Source organism: Williamsia sp. 1135 (assembly GCF_002095395.1).
Classification (GTDB): Bacteria; Actinomycetota; Actinomycetes; order Mycobacteriales; family Mycobacteriaceae; genus Williamsia.
Window position 1 is genome coordinate 101,928 of record NZ_MJEI01000104.1, and the last position, 18,249, is coordinate 120,176.

14 protein-coding genes, 1 pseudogene and 1 riboswitch are annotated in these 18,249 nt (G+C 64.0%); of the genes and pseudogenes, 10 read left to right on the plus strand and 5 right to left on the minus strand.

From position 1 onward, the window contains the following. Positions 1-56: 56 nt before the first annotated feature. From BFL43_RS22735 to BFL43_RS22745, 3 genes are read right to left on the minus strand one after another with little or no spacing between them, the layout of a single operon-like run. Positions 57-2,354, minus strand: a complete 2,298-nt coding sequence (locus BFL43_RS22735) for a serine/threonine-protein kinase (protein ID WP_084895028.1) — start codon at positions 2,352-2,354, stop codon at positions 57-59. 10 nt (positions 2,355-2,364) lie between these two features. Beyond that, positions 2,365-3,357 (minus strand): glutamate ABC transporter substrate-binding protein, encoded by a 993-nt coding sequence (locus BFL43_RS22740; protein ID WP_084895030.1) that lies wholly within the window; start codon positions 3,355-3,357, stop codon positions 2,365-2,367. Then, positions 3,354-4,775: a hypothetical protein gene (locus BFL43_RS22745; RefSeq protein WP_240498430.1), complete on the minus strand. Its 1,422-nt coding sequence runs from the start codon at positions 4,773-4,775 to the stop codon at positions 3,354-3,356. Before BFL43_RS22745 ends, BFL43_RS22740 begins: the two co-directional genes overlap by 4 nt. Before the next feature lie 179 nt (positions 4,776-4,954). Between BFL43_RS22745 and BFL43_RS22750 the strand changes: the two genes are divergently transcribed. From BFL43_RS22750 to BFL43_RS22770, 5 genes and pseudogenes are all read left to right on the plus strand, one after another. Next, positions 4,955-5,434 carry an NUDIX hydrolase gene (locus BFL43_RS22750; protein WP_084895032.1) on the plus strand — a complete coding sequence of 160 codons (480 nt, stop codon included), beginning with the start codon at positions 4,955-4,957 and terminating at the stop codon, positions 5,432-5,434. Positions 5,435-5,737: 303 nt separating this feature from the next. Continuing rightward, a complete protein-coding gene (locus BFL43_RS22755; RefSeq protein WP_206186739.1) occupies positions 5,738-7,444 on the plus strand; it encodes a class I SAM-dependent DNA methyltransferase in 1,707 nt (568 codons plus the stop codon). Further along, positions 7,441-8,622, plus strand: a complete 1,182-nt coding sequence (locus BFL43_RS22760; protein ID WP_084895034.1) for a restriction endonuclease subunit S — start codon at positions 7,441-7,443, stop codon at positions 8,620-8,622. The genes BFL43_RS22755 and BFL43_RS22760 overlap by 4 nt, the downstream gene beginning before the upstream one ends. Further along, entirely contained in the window at positions 8,622-9,338 is a 717-nt protein-coding gene (locus BFL43_RS22765) for a DUF3800 domain-containing protein (RefSeq protein ID WP_084895036.1), read from the plus strand. The genes BFL43_RS22760 and BFL43_RS22765 overlap by 1 nt, the downstream gene beginning before the upstream one ends. Positions 9,339-9,453: 115 nt before the next feature. Further along, positions 9,454-12,564, plus strand: a pseudogene (locus tag BFL43_RS22770) (type I restriction endonuclease). 351 nt (positions 12,565-12,915) lie between these two features. On the opposite strand, the gene BFL43_RS22775 reads toward BFL43_RS22770, so the two are convergent. Both BFL43_RS22775 and thiE read right to left on the minus strand, forming a co-directional pair. After that, entirely contained in the window at positions 12,916-13,287 is a 372-nt protein-coding gene (locus BFL43_RS22775; protein WP_084895250.1) for a hypothetical protein, read from the minus strand. 229 nt (positions 13,288-13,516) lie between these two features. Next, positions 13,517-14,203 (minus strand): thiamine phosphate synthase, encoded by a 687-nt coding sequence (thiE, locus tag BFL43_RS22780; RefSeq protein WP_084895252.1) that lies wholly within the window; start codon positions 14,201-14,203, stop codon positions 13,517-13,519. A 41-nt stretch (positions 14,204-14,244) separates the two neighbouring features. Continuing rightward, positions 14,245-14,364, plus strand: a riboswitch (TPP riboswitch). Between thiE and thiO the strand changes: the two genes are divergently transcribed. The 5 genes from thiO to BFL43_RS22805 all read left to right on the plus strand — a co-directional run bounded on the left by thiO (position 14,355) and on the right by BFL43_RS22805 (position 18,231). Further along, complete coding sequence (thiO, locus tag BFL43_RS22785) at positions 14,355-15,398, plus strand: glycine oxidase ThiO (protein ID WP_084895038.1); 1,044 nt, start codon at positions 14,355-14,357, stop codon at positions 15,396-15,398. Its footprint overlaps the riboswitch before it by 10 nt. Further along, positions 15,395-15,592 (plus strand): sulfur carrier protein ThiS, encoded by a 198-nt coding sequence (gene thiS, locus BFL43_RS22790; RefSeq protein ID WP_084895040.1) that lies wholly within the window; start codon positions 15,395-15,397, stop codon positions 15,590-15,592. The genes thiO and thiS overlap by 4 nt, the downstream gene beginning before the upstream one ends. A 25-nt stretch (positions 15,593-15,617) precedes the next feature. Next, positions 15,618-16,379 (plus strand): thiazole synthase, encoded by a 762-nt coding sequence (locus BFL43_RS22795; RefSeq protein ID WP_084895042.1) that lies wholly within the window; start codon positions 15,618-15,620, stop codon positions 16,377-16,379. Positions 16,380-16,447: 68 nt separating this feature from the next. Next, on the plus strand, positions 16,448-17,485 hold the full coding sequence (locus BFL43_RS22800; protein WP_084895254.1) for an ABC transporter ATP-binding protein: 1,038 nt from the start codon (positions 16,448-16,450) through the stop codon (positions 17,483-17,485). Then, positions 17,485-18,231: an ABC transporter permease gene (locus BFL43_RS22805; protein ID WP_084895044.1), complete on the plus strand. Its 747-nt coding sequence runs from the start codon at positions 17,485-17,487 to the stop codon at positions 18,229-18,231. The genes BFL43_RS22800 and BFL43_RS22805 overlap by 1 nt, the downstream gene beginning before the upstream one ends. Positions 18,232-18,249 lie beyond the last annotated feature (18 nt).

The window sequence follows — 18,249 nt, forward strand, 5'->3', positions numbered from 1 at the left end:
GTCCTTTTGGCGGTACCCACCTGGGCTTTTGATCGCCAAAAGGGCACATCACCGGGCTAGAAGAGCGTATGGGGCCGAACGAAGTTGGCCAGGTCGACGAGTAGGAAACGTTGGGTTCGGTTCATGGTGCCGCGTGCCAACTGTCGCAGGGATCGCTCGCACCCGACGCGCAATCCGTGGTCGTTGAACTTGTAGCCGAGGATGTCGCCGCGCGCGGAGGCGTCGGTGGGGGACTGGTCGGGGCGGCGATGGATCCAGCCGAGCGCGATGCCCAGCACGAGGATCACGAGTCGTTGCTTGCGGGGTTCGCTGTCGGGCATCGACTCCAAGCGGTGTGCGGCTTCGCGGAGCTGGTCCTCGTGGACCTCGGCGGGGTCGCGGCCATGGACCAAGGTGAGGATCGAGGTGCAACTGGCGGCGTTGAAGTGGCGGCTCGTCGGCGGGACATCGTCGAGAGCCTTCACGGCGCCCTCGACGTCACCGCCCGCGTACCGCATGCGGGCCAAGCCGAAAGCTGCGGTGACGATCGCCCGGTCGGTCTGCCAGAGCGATCGATAATGTTGCAGCGCAACGTCATGATTGCCCATCAACTCTGCCGTCGCTGCGACGGCGAGCTTGGGCGCGACCTCACCGGGCATGGCGGCGAGCACATCGTTGAAGCGGGCGTGCGCCCCGGCGACGTCGTCGATCAACAGTGCGCCGAGGCCGAGGAACCACTCGGTGCGCCATGATTTGCCGTGATGCTCGGTGGCCTCGTTCAGGAGGTTGAGTGCGGTCTGTGCCTCGCCCAGTTCGAGATACGCGCGCGCCTCGATCAGGTCGATCTCACGGGACGGGTGATCGTCGGACGGGTCGGTGCCGATCACCGACGACAGCCCACCTTCGCGAGCACTGCGGATCGAGTCGAGGGTCTGGGTCGGTTCGGACAGTGCTGTCGAGTTCAGTAGTCCGGCAGCGGGATCGGACTGATCCACGAGTGGCACCGGCAGCGCGGCGACGACGTCGGTGGTGTCGAGGGTGATCCGGGCGCGAATCGGTTCGAGGATCCCGTCCACCGGTGCGAGCATCATCTCGGTGCCGAAGGTTGTTCGCTGCGGACTGAACACGGTGGACAAGCCGGGCCGTGGGATCCCGGACTTCGCAGCCACGGTTTCTCGCAGCACGTTGAGGAGTTGGCCGGCCATCTCGTCTGCAGAGGTGAACCGTTTGGCAGGGTCGGGATGCGTGGCCCGCTGCAACAACCGGTAGAAGGACGGATTTTCCGCGAACAGCGGCACGTCGGCAGGGTCGGGGAGACCGTCGAGGTAGCGTCCCTTCTCCATCGGCATGTCCGCGGTGAGGACGGCGAGAGTGCGCCCGAGACTGTAGATGTCACTGGCGACCTGCGGTCCCGTCTGCACGATTTCGGGGGCTTGGAAGCCGGGTGTTCCATAGAGGTGCCCGTACCCGTTGATGGGAGAGACGGCACCGAGGTCGATCAGCTTGACGTCCTCGCTGCCGATCATGATGTTCTCGGGTTTGATGTCGTTGTAGACCAGGCCGACCGAATGCAGATAGGAGACCGCGGGCATCACCTCGAGCAGGTAGGCGATCGCCTGCTCGGGTGGGAGTTGTTTACGCGGGGCTCCCGAGTCGTCGTCTTGTGACGAGACGATGTCCTTGAGGGTGCTACCGCCGACGTACTCCATCACGATGTAGCCGAAGGAGTTGCCCTTCGGGTCGCGGTGCTCGACGAAGTTGTAGATCTTGACGATGCCAGGATGCGACACCGACGCGAGGAACTGGCGTTCGGCCAGCGCGACGGCCTGTGCCTGAGCATCTTTCGAGTTCAGTAGGCCCTTGAGGACGACGGGTCGGTCTGACACGTTTCGGTCGATGGCGAGATAGATCCAGCCCAGGCCGCCGTAGGCGATGGCCCCGGAGATCTCGTACTGGTCGGCAACCATCGTCCCTTTGACCAACCCGGGGACGAAAGAGTAACGAGCACCGCAGTTCTCGCAGTTCCCGCTGAGGGGACCCCGCCCCTCTCCGGACCGGCGAGCGACAGGTTTGCCGCATTTCCAACACAGCCGCTTGCCCTCGGAGATGACGGGGTCGGCCATGACTGCGTCGGCGGGCTCGATGTCGTGGACCCGCGGTACGTCGACCAGGCCTCCGCCCATGCGTCGCCGGCTCCGGGAGCTGCGACTGGTGGGGACCATGAACGTCGGCTGACTGTTCTGGGTGGTGACGGCAGTCGGTTCCGTGAACGCCATGTCCCAGCGCACGGCCTGGGTGCCCACGTCGAGGTCGGAGGGGGACGCTGCCTGCGTGCCGACCTCGGGCTCGTCCTCAGGTGTCTTGTCAGTGGTCACGATGCTCGCCTCAGTCCCGGTATTCCGGTTGCGGCGGATAGTATTTCGGCCCGAGGATGGACAGCCAGCGGTCGTAGATGTCGAACCAGGTGCCGTCCTGCCGCATCTTCTGCAGTACACCGTTCGTGAAACGCACCAGGTCCTCGTTGTCCTTGTTGATCCCGATCCCGTACGGCTCCTCGCCGAGGCTCTGCCCCACGACGTGGACGTAGGGATCCTGCGCGGCCATCCCGGCGAGGATGGCGTCGTCGGTGGAGACCGCGTCGACCTGCCCCTGCTGGAGCATGACAAGGCAATCGGCCCATGACGAGACCGTGTCGACGATCGCATCCGGCACCCGTTGCTGGATGCGGGAGATGGACGTGGTGCCGCGTGCGGCGCAGACCCGCTTGCCGGCCAGGTCGGCGACCCCGTTGATGTTGGAGCTGCGCATCGTCAGGATTCGTTGTGAAGCGTCGTAGTAGACCGTCGAGAAAGCGATGTCCTTGAGTCGCTCGCAGGTGACGCTCATGGTCTTGACCACCACGTCCACGGACTCGTCCTTGAGAGCGTTGATCCGGTCACCTGAGTTGAGGATCTTGAACTCGACGCGTTCTGGGTCACCGAAGATGGCCCGGGCCAGTTCCTTCGCGATGTCGACGTCGAAACCTTCGATGCTGCCGCTGATGGGGTCGCGGAACGAGAGCAGGTTCGAACCGATGTCGAGGCCGACCTTGACCCAGCCCCGCTGTTGGATGGTCTCCATCGTGCTGCCCGCGGGCATCTGCCCGACCGGGGGCAGGGGACCGGGAGTCAGGGACGCCGTCGCATCGCATTCGTCGGTGGCCGGGGTCGGCTCCACCGGGACGTCGCTGTTGACCCCGGCAGGCGCCGGCCAGTTCGCGGTGGCCGAGGGCGGGAGGCTGTCCGGTGCGGCGGCGTGGACGCAACCGGCGAGGGAGGTGGCGGTCAGCGCGATCGCAGCGGCCAGTGCGATGGCACGAGCGCGCATCCGAATACTCATCGGTACTCCCTGATTCGCGGGAACAGCCCGGCCAGCGCCGCGACCGCCGCCGCGATACCCAACAGCATGATGCCCAGCCCGGCGTACCCGATCACGACGCGGGCGGTGTTGATGTCATCACGGAACGTCTCCCGCGTGTTGGTGATGCCCTCGACCAAAGCCGTGTCGAGCCGGGTGTAGGCCGCTGCCGCACCGTCCGGATTGTCGCCGACGGCGATGGCGGTCGCTCCGTTGAAATCGCCGGCGTTGGTGCGCTCGAGCATTGCTGCGTGAGCGTCACGCCACATGGCGAGCGCCGCGGCAGCGTCATCCACCGAATCCTCGGCGACATCTCGGCGTTCGTCGTCGCGGTAGTCGTCGAGGAGTGCGCCGATCTGTGCGGTGGCGTCGGCGTAACCCGCTTCCAGGGATTCCTGATCGCCGCGACGCACCAGCGACAGTGTCTCGTCGGATCGGGCCTGCTGGATCAGGATGCGTGCGGAGGTCAGCTCGCGCAGGGGCGCGGCCCCTCGATTCTCGGCATTGCTGGTGGCGTTCACCGAGAGCAGACCGCCGACCAGTAGCCACAGCAATCCGATGACCAAGAACCCGACGCCGCTGAGCAGTCCGACGTTGAACCGGCGGCGACTGCGGCGGGCGACGTAGACGTGCGTGCCGATCATGACGGCGAGCACCAGGACGAGGGCGATGTAGACACCCCAGGGTGGACTCGTGAAGTTGGTCCGCGCGTCACCGATGGCGTCGGCCCGCTCGGTGTACAGCCGTTCGGCCGCGGGCAGGATCGTCGACTGCATCATGTTCGACGCCTCACCGAGATAGGCGGAGCCGACGGGGTTGCCGAGGCGGTTGTTGATGCGAGCAGATTCGATGAGTCCGGTGTAGACCGGGATCTGTGACGCGAGGATGGTGAGGTCCTCGCGGATCCTGGCGTTGTCGATCGACGCGCCGCTGACCGATTGGACGAGCGCCTGCCCGGACGTTGCGATCGCGTCGTTGTAGCGTTGCCGCAGCTCAGCGGGCTCCAGCCCGCCGGATATGAACGCGGTGTTGGCTGCGGCGTCGGCGATGGACAGCGAGCTGTAGAGAACCTGCGAGGCCTCCGCGAGAGGTTCGGTCTCGACGATCATCCCTTCGAGGGTGCTGGTGCGATCGTCGAGCGTGTCCGATGCGTACCAGCCGACCGTCACGCACGAGATCACCAACACGATCGCGAGCAGGAACAGTTTGCCGGGGCTGGTCCACGCCAGCTGCCGCATGTTCGTGAAGGGGTTCTGGGCGCGTTCGCGGGTCAGGACCATCAGTTCGCGCCGCGTCAGTGGAGCCGGCCGATCGGCACCGGCTCGCCGCAAGCGGTACCCCTCGGCCCTGTCGGCACGCATGAGCCGGGTACGCAAAGAGGTTGCGTTGCCGCCGGTCACACGATCCCTTCTTCCCGGAGTTCGCCGGTTGCTCAGGGTCTTACCTGAGAGGATGTTTTGTTGCTGAAACCGACATTACTGCGAATGCAGATACACCAGTGACAGTGCGGCACCGTGTCACCACGTCGGTCCAAGTAGCGTGAGGATCGAGAACGGTTGGCCTGGCGAGGAGGTGCCGCGTGCGTGGCGACGGCGACGGATGGGTTTTCGACGCGGATGGATCGCGGTATTGGGGCCGACACGGCGCTGCCGGCTTGCTCCTCTTCACATCTAGTGAAACGAGCGCAGCGCTCATTCTGTTACAGCACCGTGCGGTCTGGAGCCATCAGGGCGGCACCTGGGCGCTGCCCGGAGGGGCGCGCGACTCCCACGAGAGTGCCGTCGACACCGCCACCCGGGAAGCCGACGAGGAGGCCGGCATCGCGGACGCCGAGATCACCGTGCATGCAGAACTGGTGACTCACCGCGCGCCCAGCGGTTGGACCTATACGACGGTCATCGCCGAGGTGGCGGCGCCGCTGGCGACGACGGCCAACATGGAGTCGGTCGAGCTGCGCTGGGTGACGCCGGAGGAAGTGGACGGGCTCTCGCTGCACCCGGCGTTCGCGGCGAGCTGGCCCGAGCTGCGCACGCAACTCCTGGGGCTGGCCGGCGCCTGACGTCACCTGAGGGATACCGCACCATTTCGCTGCTATTCCAGCCGTGGTCGACTGCTCTTTGACTTGGCATCGAAATCCTGTAACCCAAGCTGCAATCCGACATCGACATTTCAAACGATCGAGCCGGTAATGTCACTGACCATGCCGAGATGACACCGTAGCCATCAATGGTCGTCGTCCACGAGGGCAACCGGCTCAGCCAACCGCGCCGCACTGAGCATTCAGTAGCTATCTGAGAGCGTCACCTCTGGAAAAAACCGAAGGAGATCGAGTTTGAGCAAGTTGGGCAACTTTGTGTAGGGCATCGCTGACCAACTGCGCGGGGTGTATAAACCCCATCAGTACGGAAGCGTGATCCTTCCCTTCACGATCCTGCGACGACTCGACTGCATCCTCGAGCCGACCCGCGACGAGGTCGCCGCCTTGGCCGGCAAATTCTCTGACGGCGCGCTGGACGTGCAGGTGAAGCGCAAGACCGGGCTGTCGTTCTACAACACGAGCCCGTTCACGTTCGCAAACCTGATGGAGGACCCCGAGGGCCTGCGGGCCAACCTGATGGACTACATCACCGGCTTCTCGGCAAACATAGACGTGTTCGAGCGGTTCAAGTTCGAGAACGAGCTCGCGACCCTCGACGAGAAGAACCGCCTGTATCTCGTGACCTCGCAGTTCGCCGGTGTCGATCTGCACCCCGATGCCGTGAGCAACGCCGAGATGGGCGACCTGTTCGAGCATCTGATCTTCAAGTTCGCTGAGGCCTCCAACGAGGAGGCCGGTGAGCACTACACACCGCGCGACGCCATCAGGCTAATGGTCGACCTGCTGTTCGCCGAGGACAACAAGGCGTTGCTGGAACCCGGAACCGTCCGCACCATCTATGACCCCACCGCAGGAACCGGCGGCATGCTGTCGGTGGCCGAAGAATGGCTCATCGAACGCAACCCGGACGCGCGCCTGCGCCTCTACGGCCAAGAGATCAACGACCAGTCGTACGCCATCTGCAAGTCCGACATGATCGCCAAGGGCCAGGACGTCGGCAACATCAAACTCGGCGACACCCTCGCCGACGACCTGTTTTTCGACCGCACCTTCGACTTCTGTATGTCCAACCCGCCCTACGGCGTGGACTGGAAAGCCTCGCAGGAGACAGTGAAGAAAGAAGCGCTCGGACAAAATTCGCGCTTCTCGCATGGGCTGCCGTCGATCGGCGACGGTCAGATGCTGTTCCTCTCTCACCTCGCCAGTAAGATGCGACCCGCACACGACGGTGGCGGTCGCGCGGGGATCGTCCTCAACGGTTCGCCGCTGTTCAACGGCGCCGCCGAATCCGGACCATCACAGATCCGTCAGTGGCTGCTCGAGTCCGACCTGGTCGAAGCGATCGTCGCGCTGCCGAGCAACATGTTCTTCAACACCGGCATCGCCACGTACATCTGGCTTCTCGACAACACGAAGCGCGCCGAACGCAAAGGCAAAGTTCAGCTGATCGACGCGACGACGTTCTGGACCAAGATGCGCAAAAGCCTCGGCGCGAAGAGCCGGGAAATCGACGCCGACGCCCGTGACCGGATCCTGGCCCTCTACGACAAGTTCGACGAGGCCGATCCCGACTTCTCAAAAGTGTTCACCGCCAACGATTTCGCTTACTGGACCATCACCGTCGAGCGCCCGCTGCTCACCGAGACCGGGAAGGTCTCGACGGATCGCTCCGGCAAGCCGAAACCCGACCCAAAGAAGCGTGACACCGAGAACATCCCGTTCACCTACGACGGCAACACCGACGGCGCGATGGCCAAGACCGCAACAATCAAGAGCTACTTCGAGACCGAGGTACTCCCGCACGTCCCCGACGCCTGGATCGACGAGAAGAAGACCAAGGTCGGCTACGAGATTCCCTTCACCCGACACTTCTACAAATATTTGCCGCCCCGGCCACTAGCCGAGATCGATGCCGATCTGGAAAAGCAGGTCGCAAAGATCATGGAGTTGTTGCACGAGGTGGAGGGATGACCACCGGGCTGCACAACTCGACGCCGCTGCGGCGGCTCGCTGATTGCTGGGACCATCTTCGAGTTCCGTTGAACGCTGAGGAACGCCACTACCGGCCCGGAGACGTGCCTTATTGGGGAGCCAACTCGATACAAGGGCACGTCGACACGCCACTAGTGTCGGAAGAAGTTGTACTGGTCGGTGAAGACGGAGCTCCGTTTTTCGACCGGGACCGTCCGGTCGCCTTCCGTGTGGCGGAGCCGATATGGCCTAACAATCACATCCATGTCCTGAAACCACGAAAGCGTGTCGATGCTCGCTGGCTGGCATATGCGCTCAACGATGTCGACTACAGCATGTACGTCATCGGCTCGACGCGGGACAAACTAACTCAGTCGGCCTTGATGCGCATCCTGCTACCGACTACGGGGGTCGATAAGCAGCGGGCCATTGCCGACTTCCTCGACCGGGAGACGGCCCGGATCGACACACTCATCGAGGAGCAGAAGCGGCTCATCGAACTTCTTCGCGAACGGCGGGCTGCGACCATCACTGCGGCAACCGAAAAGGGGGCCCTAGTCACGTTCGGCAGGGTCGTGACACGAATACGACAGGGCACGAGTCCGAACTGCGAGGCCTGGCCTGGTGACGGTGTGATCGATTGGGCTGTGCTGAAGGTCGGATGCTCAAACACGGGCCGTTTTCGGCCGTCGCAAAATAAGCGGCTCCCCGACGGTTCTGCCCCGATCGCCAAAGACGCTGTTCACCGCGGCGAGATCGTGATGTCACGCGCTAACACCAGGGAACTGGTGGGATGTGCTGCAGTCGTGCAAGGGAACTACCCACGGTTGCTCCTTAGTGACCTCACTTACGGAATCACCGTGGGCAGGGATGTGGATCCGCAGTACGTCGCGTATTCATTGGCCAGCTCCCGTGCGCGATGGGCTATTGCTGGAATGGCGAAGGGATCGAGCCCCTCTATGCAAAAGATTTCGCAACGCGACGTCCGCGACGTCCTGGTACACATTCCGCCGCTCCAGGAGCAACGGCGCGTCGTGGCCCTGTTGGATGACCAAACCGCCAAGATCGACTCGCTGATTGCCGAGACGGAGAAGTTCATCGAACTGTCTCGTGAACGGCGATCGGCCCTGATTGCCGCCGCGGTCACCGGTCAGATCGATGTGCGCGAGTCGGCCTGATGCTGCTCGCGTTCGTCGATGAGTCCGACCAGGGCGATTTTCACTGCTTCGGTGCAGTGCTCGCCGATGAGAACGCGACAAAGCAACTCACCGACCGGCTCAACGCGCTCATGATGCAGGCAAGTCGCGACTATGGCGTCGCGTCGACCACCGAGTTTCACGCTCACCCGATGTTTCACGGCAAAGAGGCATGGGCAGCAGTTGGTCAGCGCGCTCGCGCGAATCTCCACGAGAAGGTGATCGACGCAATCGTCGAGTCCGATGTCACGCTGCTTCTACGGCACGTCAGCAGACAGCGCTTGGCGGATCGGCAGAATCGCCGAGGCTACCCAGAGCGGTTTCCACCGGAACAGGTGTGTTTTCAGCACATCTTGCAGCGCGTGGATACCGTTGCGCGGGCGCGCGCGACCTACGCGCTCGTCATCGCCGACGAGCGTGGCGATCGGGAGCGCCATCGCGAACGGTTCGCCACTTACCAAACTGACGGCACACCTGGCGTGTACCGCCACACCACGCTTCCCTCACTCCTGGATACCGTCCATTTTGCCCCGAGCCATCATTCGCGGATGCTGCAGGCGGCGGACATGCTGGCGTTCACGTACCGAAGACACGAGACGGTCGTAGAACACGATCACCGCGCGCAGCGGGTGATGGACAGGTTGTGGTCAAAGCTTCAGAACTCGGGGAAACTACATGAACCGGGAGGTTGGCCATGATGCACAACAGCCCCGCTCTAGGCGGGGCTGAGGGCCATGCGGGCGGCATTTCTGCGGCCTGCGCTTACAACTTTAGCACGTCGCCGCGACGTGACCTCCTGCAGAACGGACGCACATGGCCCAACACAATGAGGTGGAGTTCGAGAAAGAGATTGCCGAGTACCTCCGCGCCCATGGTTGGGAGTACTCGCCCAATGCCGCCGGCTACGACAAGGAACGCGCCCTGTTCCGCGACGACGTTCTGGACTGGCTGACCGAGACCCAGCCCGAGCAGCTCGAAAAGGTGATAAAGCCCGGCTCGAAAGACGTTGCCAAACAGCAGGATCAGTTGCTCGATCGAATCGTGAAGGTCCTTGACACCCCGTTGGAGAACAGCGGCGGCACTTTGAATCTGCTGCGTAAGGGCTTCTCTCACCTCTCGGCGAAGTTCGCGATGTGCGTATTCCGGCCGGAGACCTGAACGAGAAGCGCAACTCCGACTACGCGGCCGTGCGGCTGCGAGTAATGCGGCAGGTCTACTTCTCCACCGCCGACACGCGGTCGGTCGATCTGGTGTTCTTCGTCAACGGGCTGCCGGTCGCGACCGCCGAACTCAAGACCGACTTCACCCAGACTATCGCTGACGCGATCGCCCAGTACCGGACCTCGCGGCTGCCGAAGGACCCGCAGACGGGAAAGGTTCAGCCGCTGTTCGTCTCCGGGGCCCGCGCGCTGGTGCACTTCGCGGTGTCCAACGACGAGGTGTGGATGACCACCCGCCTCGCTGGCGAGAAGACACACTTCCTGCCATTCAACAGGGGTGCCGAGGACGGCGGCGCCGGCAACCCGGTGAACCCCAACGGCTCACGATCGTCGTACCTGTGGGAGCGGGTGCTGCAGCGCGAGGCATGGCTCACCATCCTCGGCCGGCTGATGTACATCAAGCATGAATCCAGCACCGACCCCATTAGCGGCAAGACCACCAAGTCCTCGACGCTGCGGTTTCCTCGCTTCCACCAGTGGGAGGCGGTCACCGAACTCACGATGGCCGTGACGACCGAGGGCGTCGGTCACCGCTACCTCATCCAGCACTCGGCAGGTTCCGGCAAGACTGACTCCATCGCGTGGACCGCGCATCGTATGGCCCGGTTGCAGGTCGAGAACAAGAAGGTCTTCGACTCGGTCATTGTTGTCACCGACCGCAACGTTCTTGACGCCCAACTGCAGGACGCGATCAAGCAGATCGACAACGATCAGGGCATCGTCGTCGCGATTGACCGGGACGCGGCCGGCAAGTCGGGTGGATCGAAGTCGGGGCTGTTGGCCGAGGCGCTCACCGACGGCAAACTGATCATCGTCGTCACCATCCAGACGTTCCCCTACGCGATGAACGAGATCCGGAAGAACAAGGGCCTCAAAGGCAAGACATTCGCGGTCATCGCCGATGAGGCGCACTCGTCGCAGTCCGGTCAGGTCGCCGCCAAACTCAAGGCCGTCCTCACCGCCGACGAGCTGCGCGACATCGAAGAGGGTGGCGACCTCTCCGTCGAATCCGTCCTAGCGGCCGAGGCCACGGAACGGGCGGCATCGGCAAACATCTCCTACTTTGCGTTCACCGCCACACCGAAGGGCAAGACCCTCGAGCTGTTCGGCCGTAGGCCCAGCCCCGATGAGGCGCCCGCCCCGTTTCACGTCTACACGATGAAGCAGGCGATCGACGAGGGGTACATCCTTGACGTCCTCACCGGCTATCACTCCTTCACACTGGCGTTCCAGATCGGCCAGAACGCTGCCATCACCGGCGACGAGGTCGACCAGTCCGAGGCCACCAAAGCGGTGATGAAGTGGGTGAAGCTCAACCCGCAGACCATCGCGCAGAAGGCCGCGATCATCGTCGAACATTTTCACGCGAACGTCAGCAGCCTGCTCGACGGTCACGCGAAAGCGATGGTCGTCGCCGACTCCCGCAAGGCGGCCGTCCGGTACAAGCTGGCGATCGACGCCTTCATCGCGAGCAAGTGTTATGGCTACGGCACTCTGGCGGCATTCTCCGGGGTCGTGCAGGATCCCGAATCTGGTCCCGAGGACTTCACCGAGGCCACGATGAACCCGGGCGTACGCGATCTGCGCACCGCGTTCACCGGTGATCAGTACAAGGTCATGATTGTGGCCAACAAGTTCCAGACGGGCTTCGATCAGCCGCTGTTGTGCGCCATGTACGTCGACCGCAGACTGTCGGGAGTGACTGCAGTGCAGACGCTCTCGCGTCTCAATCGCACCTATCGCACCCCTTCGGGTACGCCGAAGACCGCGGCGATGACGCAGGTTGTCGACTTCGTCAACGACCCCGCCGCGATTCAGGAATCGTTCGAACCATATTTCACCGACGCATTCCTCGAAACCGAGACCGACCCGAACCTGGTCCACGACCTCGCAGCGAAGCTCGACACGGCCGCGATCTATACCCAGGCCGAGATCGACCAGTGCGCAGACGGCTTCGTGAAAGGCCAGGGCAACAACGCGTTGTACGCCGCTGTCGACCCCGGCAAGAAGCGCTTCGCCGAGCGGTACCAGGCGGCGCTCATCCACAACGGCGGCGAGGGCGACAAGGCAGCGCTCGCCGAGCTGGACATGTTCCGCAAAGACGTCGGATCGTTTGTGCGGCTCTACGACTTCATGTCGCAGATCATCGACTACGGGGATCCCGAGCTGGAGAAGAAGCAGATCTACCTGCGCGCACTCGAGGCCGTCATCCGGCCAGACAACTACACCGCGCCGATCGACCTGTCTGGTGTGGTGCTCCAACAGGTGAAGCAGATCGATCGCGGCCGGGCCGACATCGGCTTCGGTACGCGAGTGGGACTCAAAGGCATCACCGCGGCCGGGTCCGGTGAGTCGCGAGACCCGACGATGGTCGCCTTTCAGGTTGTCCTCGACCGGCTAAACGACCTGTTCGGATCGGAGGACTTCACCGAGGGGCAGAAAGTGTCGTTCATCGAATCGCTGCTGCGAACGCTGCTCGACGATGATTCCCTCATCCAACAAGCGCGGGTCAATACCCCCAAGCAGTTCACCGAGTCTCCCGACTTCGACGACGCCGTCACCGGAGCGGTCGCCGACAACCAAGGCGCACATCAGAAGATGAGTGACTACCTTTTTCACCAACTCACCGGGCCGGGCGCACCTGATATCCGACATCGTCAAGTGGTTCTATCAGGTCGTCTTGGAAGAGGCCGCACCCACATAGCGTCGAACTCAAGATGAGGAGCCTTCTGGAGACCTGGGGTCGGATCAGGGCGGGAGCGGCGTAGTTCCCGTCTCGCGATTGACATAAGGGACAGGGACCACGTCGTCGTGCCTGCAGAGTCGACAACCCGGAAAGAGCCCGCGCGACGGATCGTGGACTTAACCAGGCTATAGCGACAACTTTCGTAGTGGATGAGCTGAAACTGCATCCTGCGCCCGCCGCCAAGCTGGCCGGAACTGCGCACTCAGCTCAGCAGCTTGTCGGATACGCCCTGAGATCGTCCCCTCATGGGGTGGCCGAGGGCACTACTATGCCCTCGGCTCCCGTCCACGGGGCCGATCTCAGGGTGCATCAGCGCAGAACCAGCCGGTTTGCGGCCGCGATCAGCGCGCCGAGCGCGGACTCTTCGCCGGTGGGACCGTTGCCCATCGACCAACTACGTCGTTCATCGCGCTCACAGAGCAGGAATGTCGCGATCCCGCCCGCGTGCGGGTACTGGTGCAAGCTGATGATCTCGACGCCCGAACCCAGCCGGTAGAGCATGTCCGACAACGCGGCGATCGAGCCTGTCGCGGTCGCCGTCAGCGAGGCGATCGTGTTGCCGGAGGCGATGGTGGCCTGGCACTCGAGCAGATCGTGGCGCGTCGGCGATGCGGTCCAGGCGCCCAGCCGGATCGGGCCGGTGGCCGGAGCATAGGTCTCGGTGAAGATGGACCAACTCATGCCGGTGGCCTCGGCGCGAAGCGCGGGCGGAAGCGGGGTGCGAAAGTGCGAGGCACAGGAATCGAAACAGGTATCAGGTGAGGTCACGGTATTCATGAGAGCGGTCTTCCGATGAGATGAGGATGACCAGCAGATCGCACGACGGCCCGCAGCGGGGGGCCGGTCGGATCAGACCCCGCTACGGGTGCGTACTACGAGAATTCGCTTCATGATCGCTCCACCATAGACCTCAGGATTTCGGTGACGCAAGCAGCTTCCGCCGCAGTCGCTCTGCCGCCGCGCGTGGATTTTCGGCCGCAGTTATGGCCCTGACCACCACGATCCTGCTCGCGCCTGCCGCCACGACGTCGGGGAGCCGGGCCTCGTCGACGCCACCGATCGCGAACCACGGCCGCTCGGTGACAAGCGCCGCGGTGTCGCGGACGAGGTCGAGTCCCGGTGCGGGCCGGCCGGGTTTGGTCGGTGTCGGCCAGCACGGTCCGGTGCAGAAATAGTCGACCCCCGGCGCTGTTGCGGCGGCGGTGGCCTCGGAGGTCGCATGGGTGGAGAGTCCGACGAGGATGTCGTCACCGACGATCGTGCGGGCGAGGTCCACCGGTAGATCGTCCTGACCCAGATGCAGCACATCGGCGCCGGTGAGCGCGGCGATGTCGGCACGGTCGTTGACCGACAGCAGGGCGCCGTGCCGCGAAGCGACCTCCGCAAGCGCTCCGAGCAGGTCGATCTCCTGCGCGGCCTCGAGTGGCCCGAACTCGCGTTCGCCCGCCGAGCCCTTGTCCCGGAGCTGGATGATGTCGACGCCACCGGCGAGGGCTTGATCGGCGAACGCAATCAGATCCCCGCGTTCTCGGCGAGCGTCGGTGCAGAGGTAGAGCCGGGCTTCGGCCAAGCGGGCGCTGCGGGTGGAACGGGCGATGGGAGTCACGAGGTCAAAATGTACCGGCGTACCCTCGAAGCCAGTACACACACGGGTGCTCGAGGGAGACGTCGGGCTGAGATCGGGACGCGAACCGTCCACGAGACCGTTACACCTGATCCGGGTAATGCCGGCGAAGGAAGGAGGTGGGATGAAAACCCTCGGGATCGTCGGCGGAGCCGTCATCGGTTTGTCCTGCGCACTTTACGCTGCCGAGAATGGTTGGCAAGTAACGGTTTACGAACCCGATGAAACTTCCGCGGCGTCGCGTGTCGCGGCGGGCATGCTGGGTATCGCAGGGGAGAGTCGCACCGGAGAAGACGCCTATCTCGCGTTCGCCGAGCAGGCGATGTCCCGGTGGCCCGCATTTCTCGAGCGGTTCGGCGACGACCGCATCGTGGCCGCCTCGTCGAGCCTGATGGTCGGCGTGGACAGCGCCGATGTGGGTGAGCTCACGATGGTGGCCGACTGGCTCCGTGGCCGCGGTCATCCGGTGGAGCCATTGACCGGCAAAGACATTCGTGCGCTGGAGCCCACGGTCTCCGCCCGGATCCGTAGCGGCTTCTGTGCCTCCGGCGAGCTCGCGGTGGACAATCGACGGCTACTGCAGGTGCTCTCGGATCGGGCTTCGGCAGCAGGTGTGCGGACCGTCCGGTCACACGTTGCCGACCTCGCCGACGTTCCGGGAGACCAGGTCTTGCTGGCCGCGGGCGTGGGCTCTGCGACGTTGTGGCCGGACCTGGGTGTTTATCCGTCCAAGGGCGAGATCTTGCGGTTGGGCTGGTCGGTGGGAGCGCTGCCGCCACCCAAACATGTTGTTCGCGGGCGCATCAACGGACGAGCCGTCTACGTCGTGCCGCGCCACGATGGAGTCGTGGTGGGGGCCACGCAGTACGACGGCGGCGACGATCGGTTGCCCGGCGCGGGCGGGGTCGCGGATCTGCTGAGCGACGCCATCGAACTCATGCCGCCTCTGCGGGAGTACCGGTTGCTTTCGGCGGAGGCCGGTCTGCGCCCGGCCACACCGGACGGGATGCCGCTGATAGGTCGTCTCGATGATCGCACCGTGGTGGCCACCGGGCACGGCCGCAACGGCATCCTGATGAGCGCTGTCACCGCGGAACTGATCACAGAGGTGCTGGCGGGCAGGGCCATTGACAATTCGTCGATCGATGCAGGGAGAAGACGGTCATGAACGTGATGGTGAACGGCGAACTCACCGTGATTTCAGAGGGCGCGACGGTGCGGTCGCTGCTGGGGCAGCTCGACCTTCCCGACACCGGTATCGCGATCGCTGTCGACGAGACGGTGCGCCCGCAGTCGACGTGGGATTCGGAGCTCGGCCCGTGTGAACGCATCGAGATCCTCACGGCGGTGCAGGGTGGTTGACGCAGCGGAGCGGAGCAGAGTCGATGTGGGTGATCCGCTTGTCATCGGGGACCGAACGTTGTCGTCGCGGTTGATCACCGGCACCGGCGGAGCGGCGAATCTGGCTGTTCTGGAGGAGGCCTTGATCGCCTCGGGCACAGAACTGACGACGGTGGCGATGCGCCGCGTCGACTCGGATGGCCGCACCGGGGTCCTCGACTTGTTGCGGCGCTTGAACATCGATGTCCTGCCCAACACGGCCGGGTGCCGATCGGCGGCTGAAGCGGTTCTCACGGCGCAGCTGGCGCGCGAGGCACTCGGAACGAACTGGGTCAAGGTCGAGGTCATCGGCGACGAGAGGACCCTGTTGCCCGACGGGGTGGAATTGGTGGACGCCACCACCCGGCTGGTGGACGACGGATTCGTGGTGCTGCCCTACTCGAACGACGACCCGATCCTGGCGCGCCGGCTCGAGGACGCGGGCGCCGCGGCCGTCATGCCGCTGGGGTCGCCGATCGGCACCGGTCTGGGCATCATCAACACCCACAACATCGAGATGATCGTCGCAGGTGCCGGTGTGCCGGTGATTCTGGACGCCGGTATCGGCACTGCCAGCGACGCCGCACTCGCGATGGAACTCGGCTGTTCGGGGGTCCTGTTGGCCTCGGCGGTGACGAGGGCCGCAGATCCGCCACGGATGGCTGCGGCGATGAGGTCTGCGGTGATCGCGGGCCGTCTCGCGTACGGAGCGGGGCGGATACCCAAACGGTTCTGGGCGCAGGCGTCCTCTCCCGACCTCGAAACCTGAGTGACCCCGCGCAAGATCAACCGCAAGGATGAGGCGTGGGTGCGCTGTGCTCTGGCACACTGACCTCCATGATCAGTGTTCAGGGATTAACAAAGGTCTATGGAAAGAATCAGGTGGTCAGCAATCTGACCTTCGATGTGAAACCCGGTGTGGTCACCGGTTTCCTCGGGCCCAACGGAGCCGGGAAATCGACGACGATGCGCATGATTCTCGGACTGGACCGGCCCACCTCGGGTGTGGCGACCATCAACGGCGCCACGTACCAGAAGTTGAAGAACCCGTTGACGCAGGTCGGCGCGTTGCTCGACGCCAAGTGGGTCCACCCGAATCGCAGCGCCCGAAGTCATCTGCGCTGGATGGCCGCAGCGAACGGTATCCCGGCGCATCGCGTCGACCAGGTGCTGAGCGATGTCGGGCTCACCGAGGTGGCGGGCAAAAAGGCGGGCGGGTTCTCGCTCGGTATGTCGCAGCGGCTCGGGATCGCCGGTGCCTTGCTGGGGGATCCCGGTGTCCTGCTGTTCGACGAGCCGGTCAACGGTCTCGATCCCGAAGGCATCGTCTGGATCCGAAAGTTCATGCGCGCGTTGGCCGATCAGGGCCGGACGGTCTTGGTCTCGAGCCACCTGCTGACCGAGATGTCGCTCACCGCAGAGCATTTGATCGTCATCGGGCGTGGTCAGCTCATCGCGAACTCGTCTGTCAAGGATTTCACCAGTAACGCACAGGTCACGGTGCGAGTGCGGAGCCCACGGCTCGGTGAGCTGCAGTCCGCGCTGGCATCGGCAGGCTTGCGGTCGGTACCCCTGCCCGACGACGGCGCGGGGCCTGCGCTGAGCCTGGAGGACGTCACCACCGATCAGGTCGGTGACATCGCGGCCGCCAACGGTATCGGTCTGCACGAACTGTCAGGCAAGACCGCCTCCCTCGAAGAAGTGTTCATGTCGATGACCGCGGGTGCGGTCGAGTACCACGGCGACTCCTCGATGGCGTACAGCGCGCAGCAGCAAGCCCCATACGGGGGCCCACCCCCGCAGGGACAATACGGTGGTCCACCGCCGAGTCAGTCGCCGCAACAGCCGAACCAGTTCGGGGGAGGACAAGCCTGATGTTGACCAATACCATTGCAGCCGAACGAATCAAGCTGATCACCACCAGGTCGCCCTACTGGTGTGTCGGCATCGTCGTCCTGCTGGGGATCGGGCTCGCCCTCATCTTCGGGCTGGTGACGAAGGACGAGAGCACGAGCGGCGACACCAACGTCTCCGACTACGTGATCGGTGTCACCGGATTCGGCATCACCGTCCTGATGATCATGGCCGTGCTCGCGGTGACCAGTGAGTTCAGGTTCGGCACCATCAGAACCACCTTTCAAGCTGTGCCACAGCGTTACAACGTCCTACTCGCCAAAGCCATTGTCTACGGCGGCCTGTCAGCGGCGATCACGTTTGTGTTGACGCTGATCGCACTGCCGATGGGCAAGGCGCTGTCAGGTAGCGACGTCGACCTGCTCGGCTCCCACGCCGTGCGGCTCTACTGGGGTGTCCCGGTCTACGCCTTCTTCGCGGTGCTGATCGGGCTCGGGCTCGGCGCACTCATCAGGCAGACGGCAGGTGCGATCGTGATCCTGCTGGTGTGGAGCCTGGTGTTGGAGAACGTCCTGTCGGCCATCCCGAAGGTCAGCGATGTCGCCGGACCGCTGATGCCCTTCCTCAACGCCAATCACTTCATCGATGGCCGCGAGTACGGATTCGACTGGTGGTGGAACGAATACGGATCGCTGCTGTACTTCGTGGTGATCTCAGCGCTCATCTTCGGTGCCGCCGTCTTCGTCACCGATCGCCGCGACGCCTGATCTGTCCTACAGAAAACC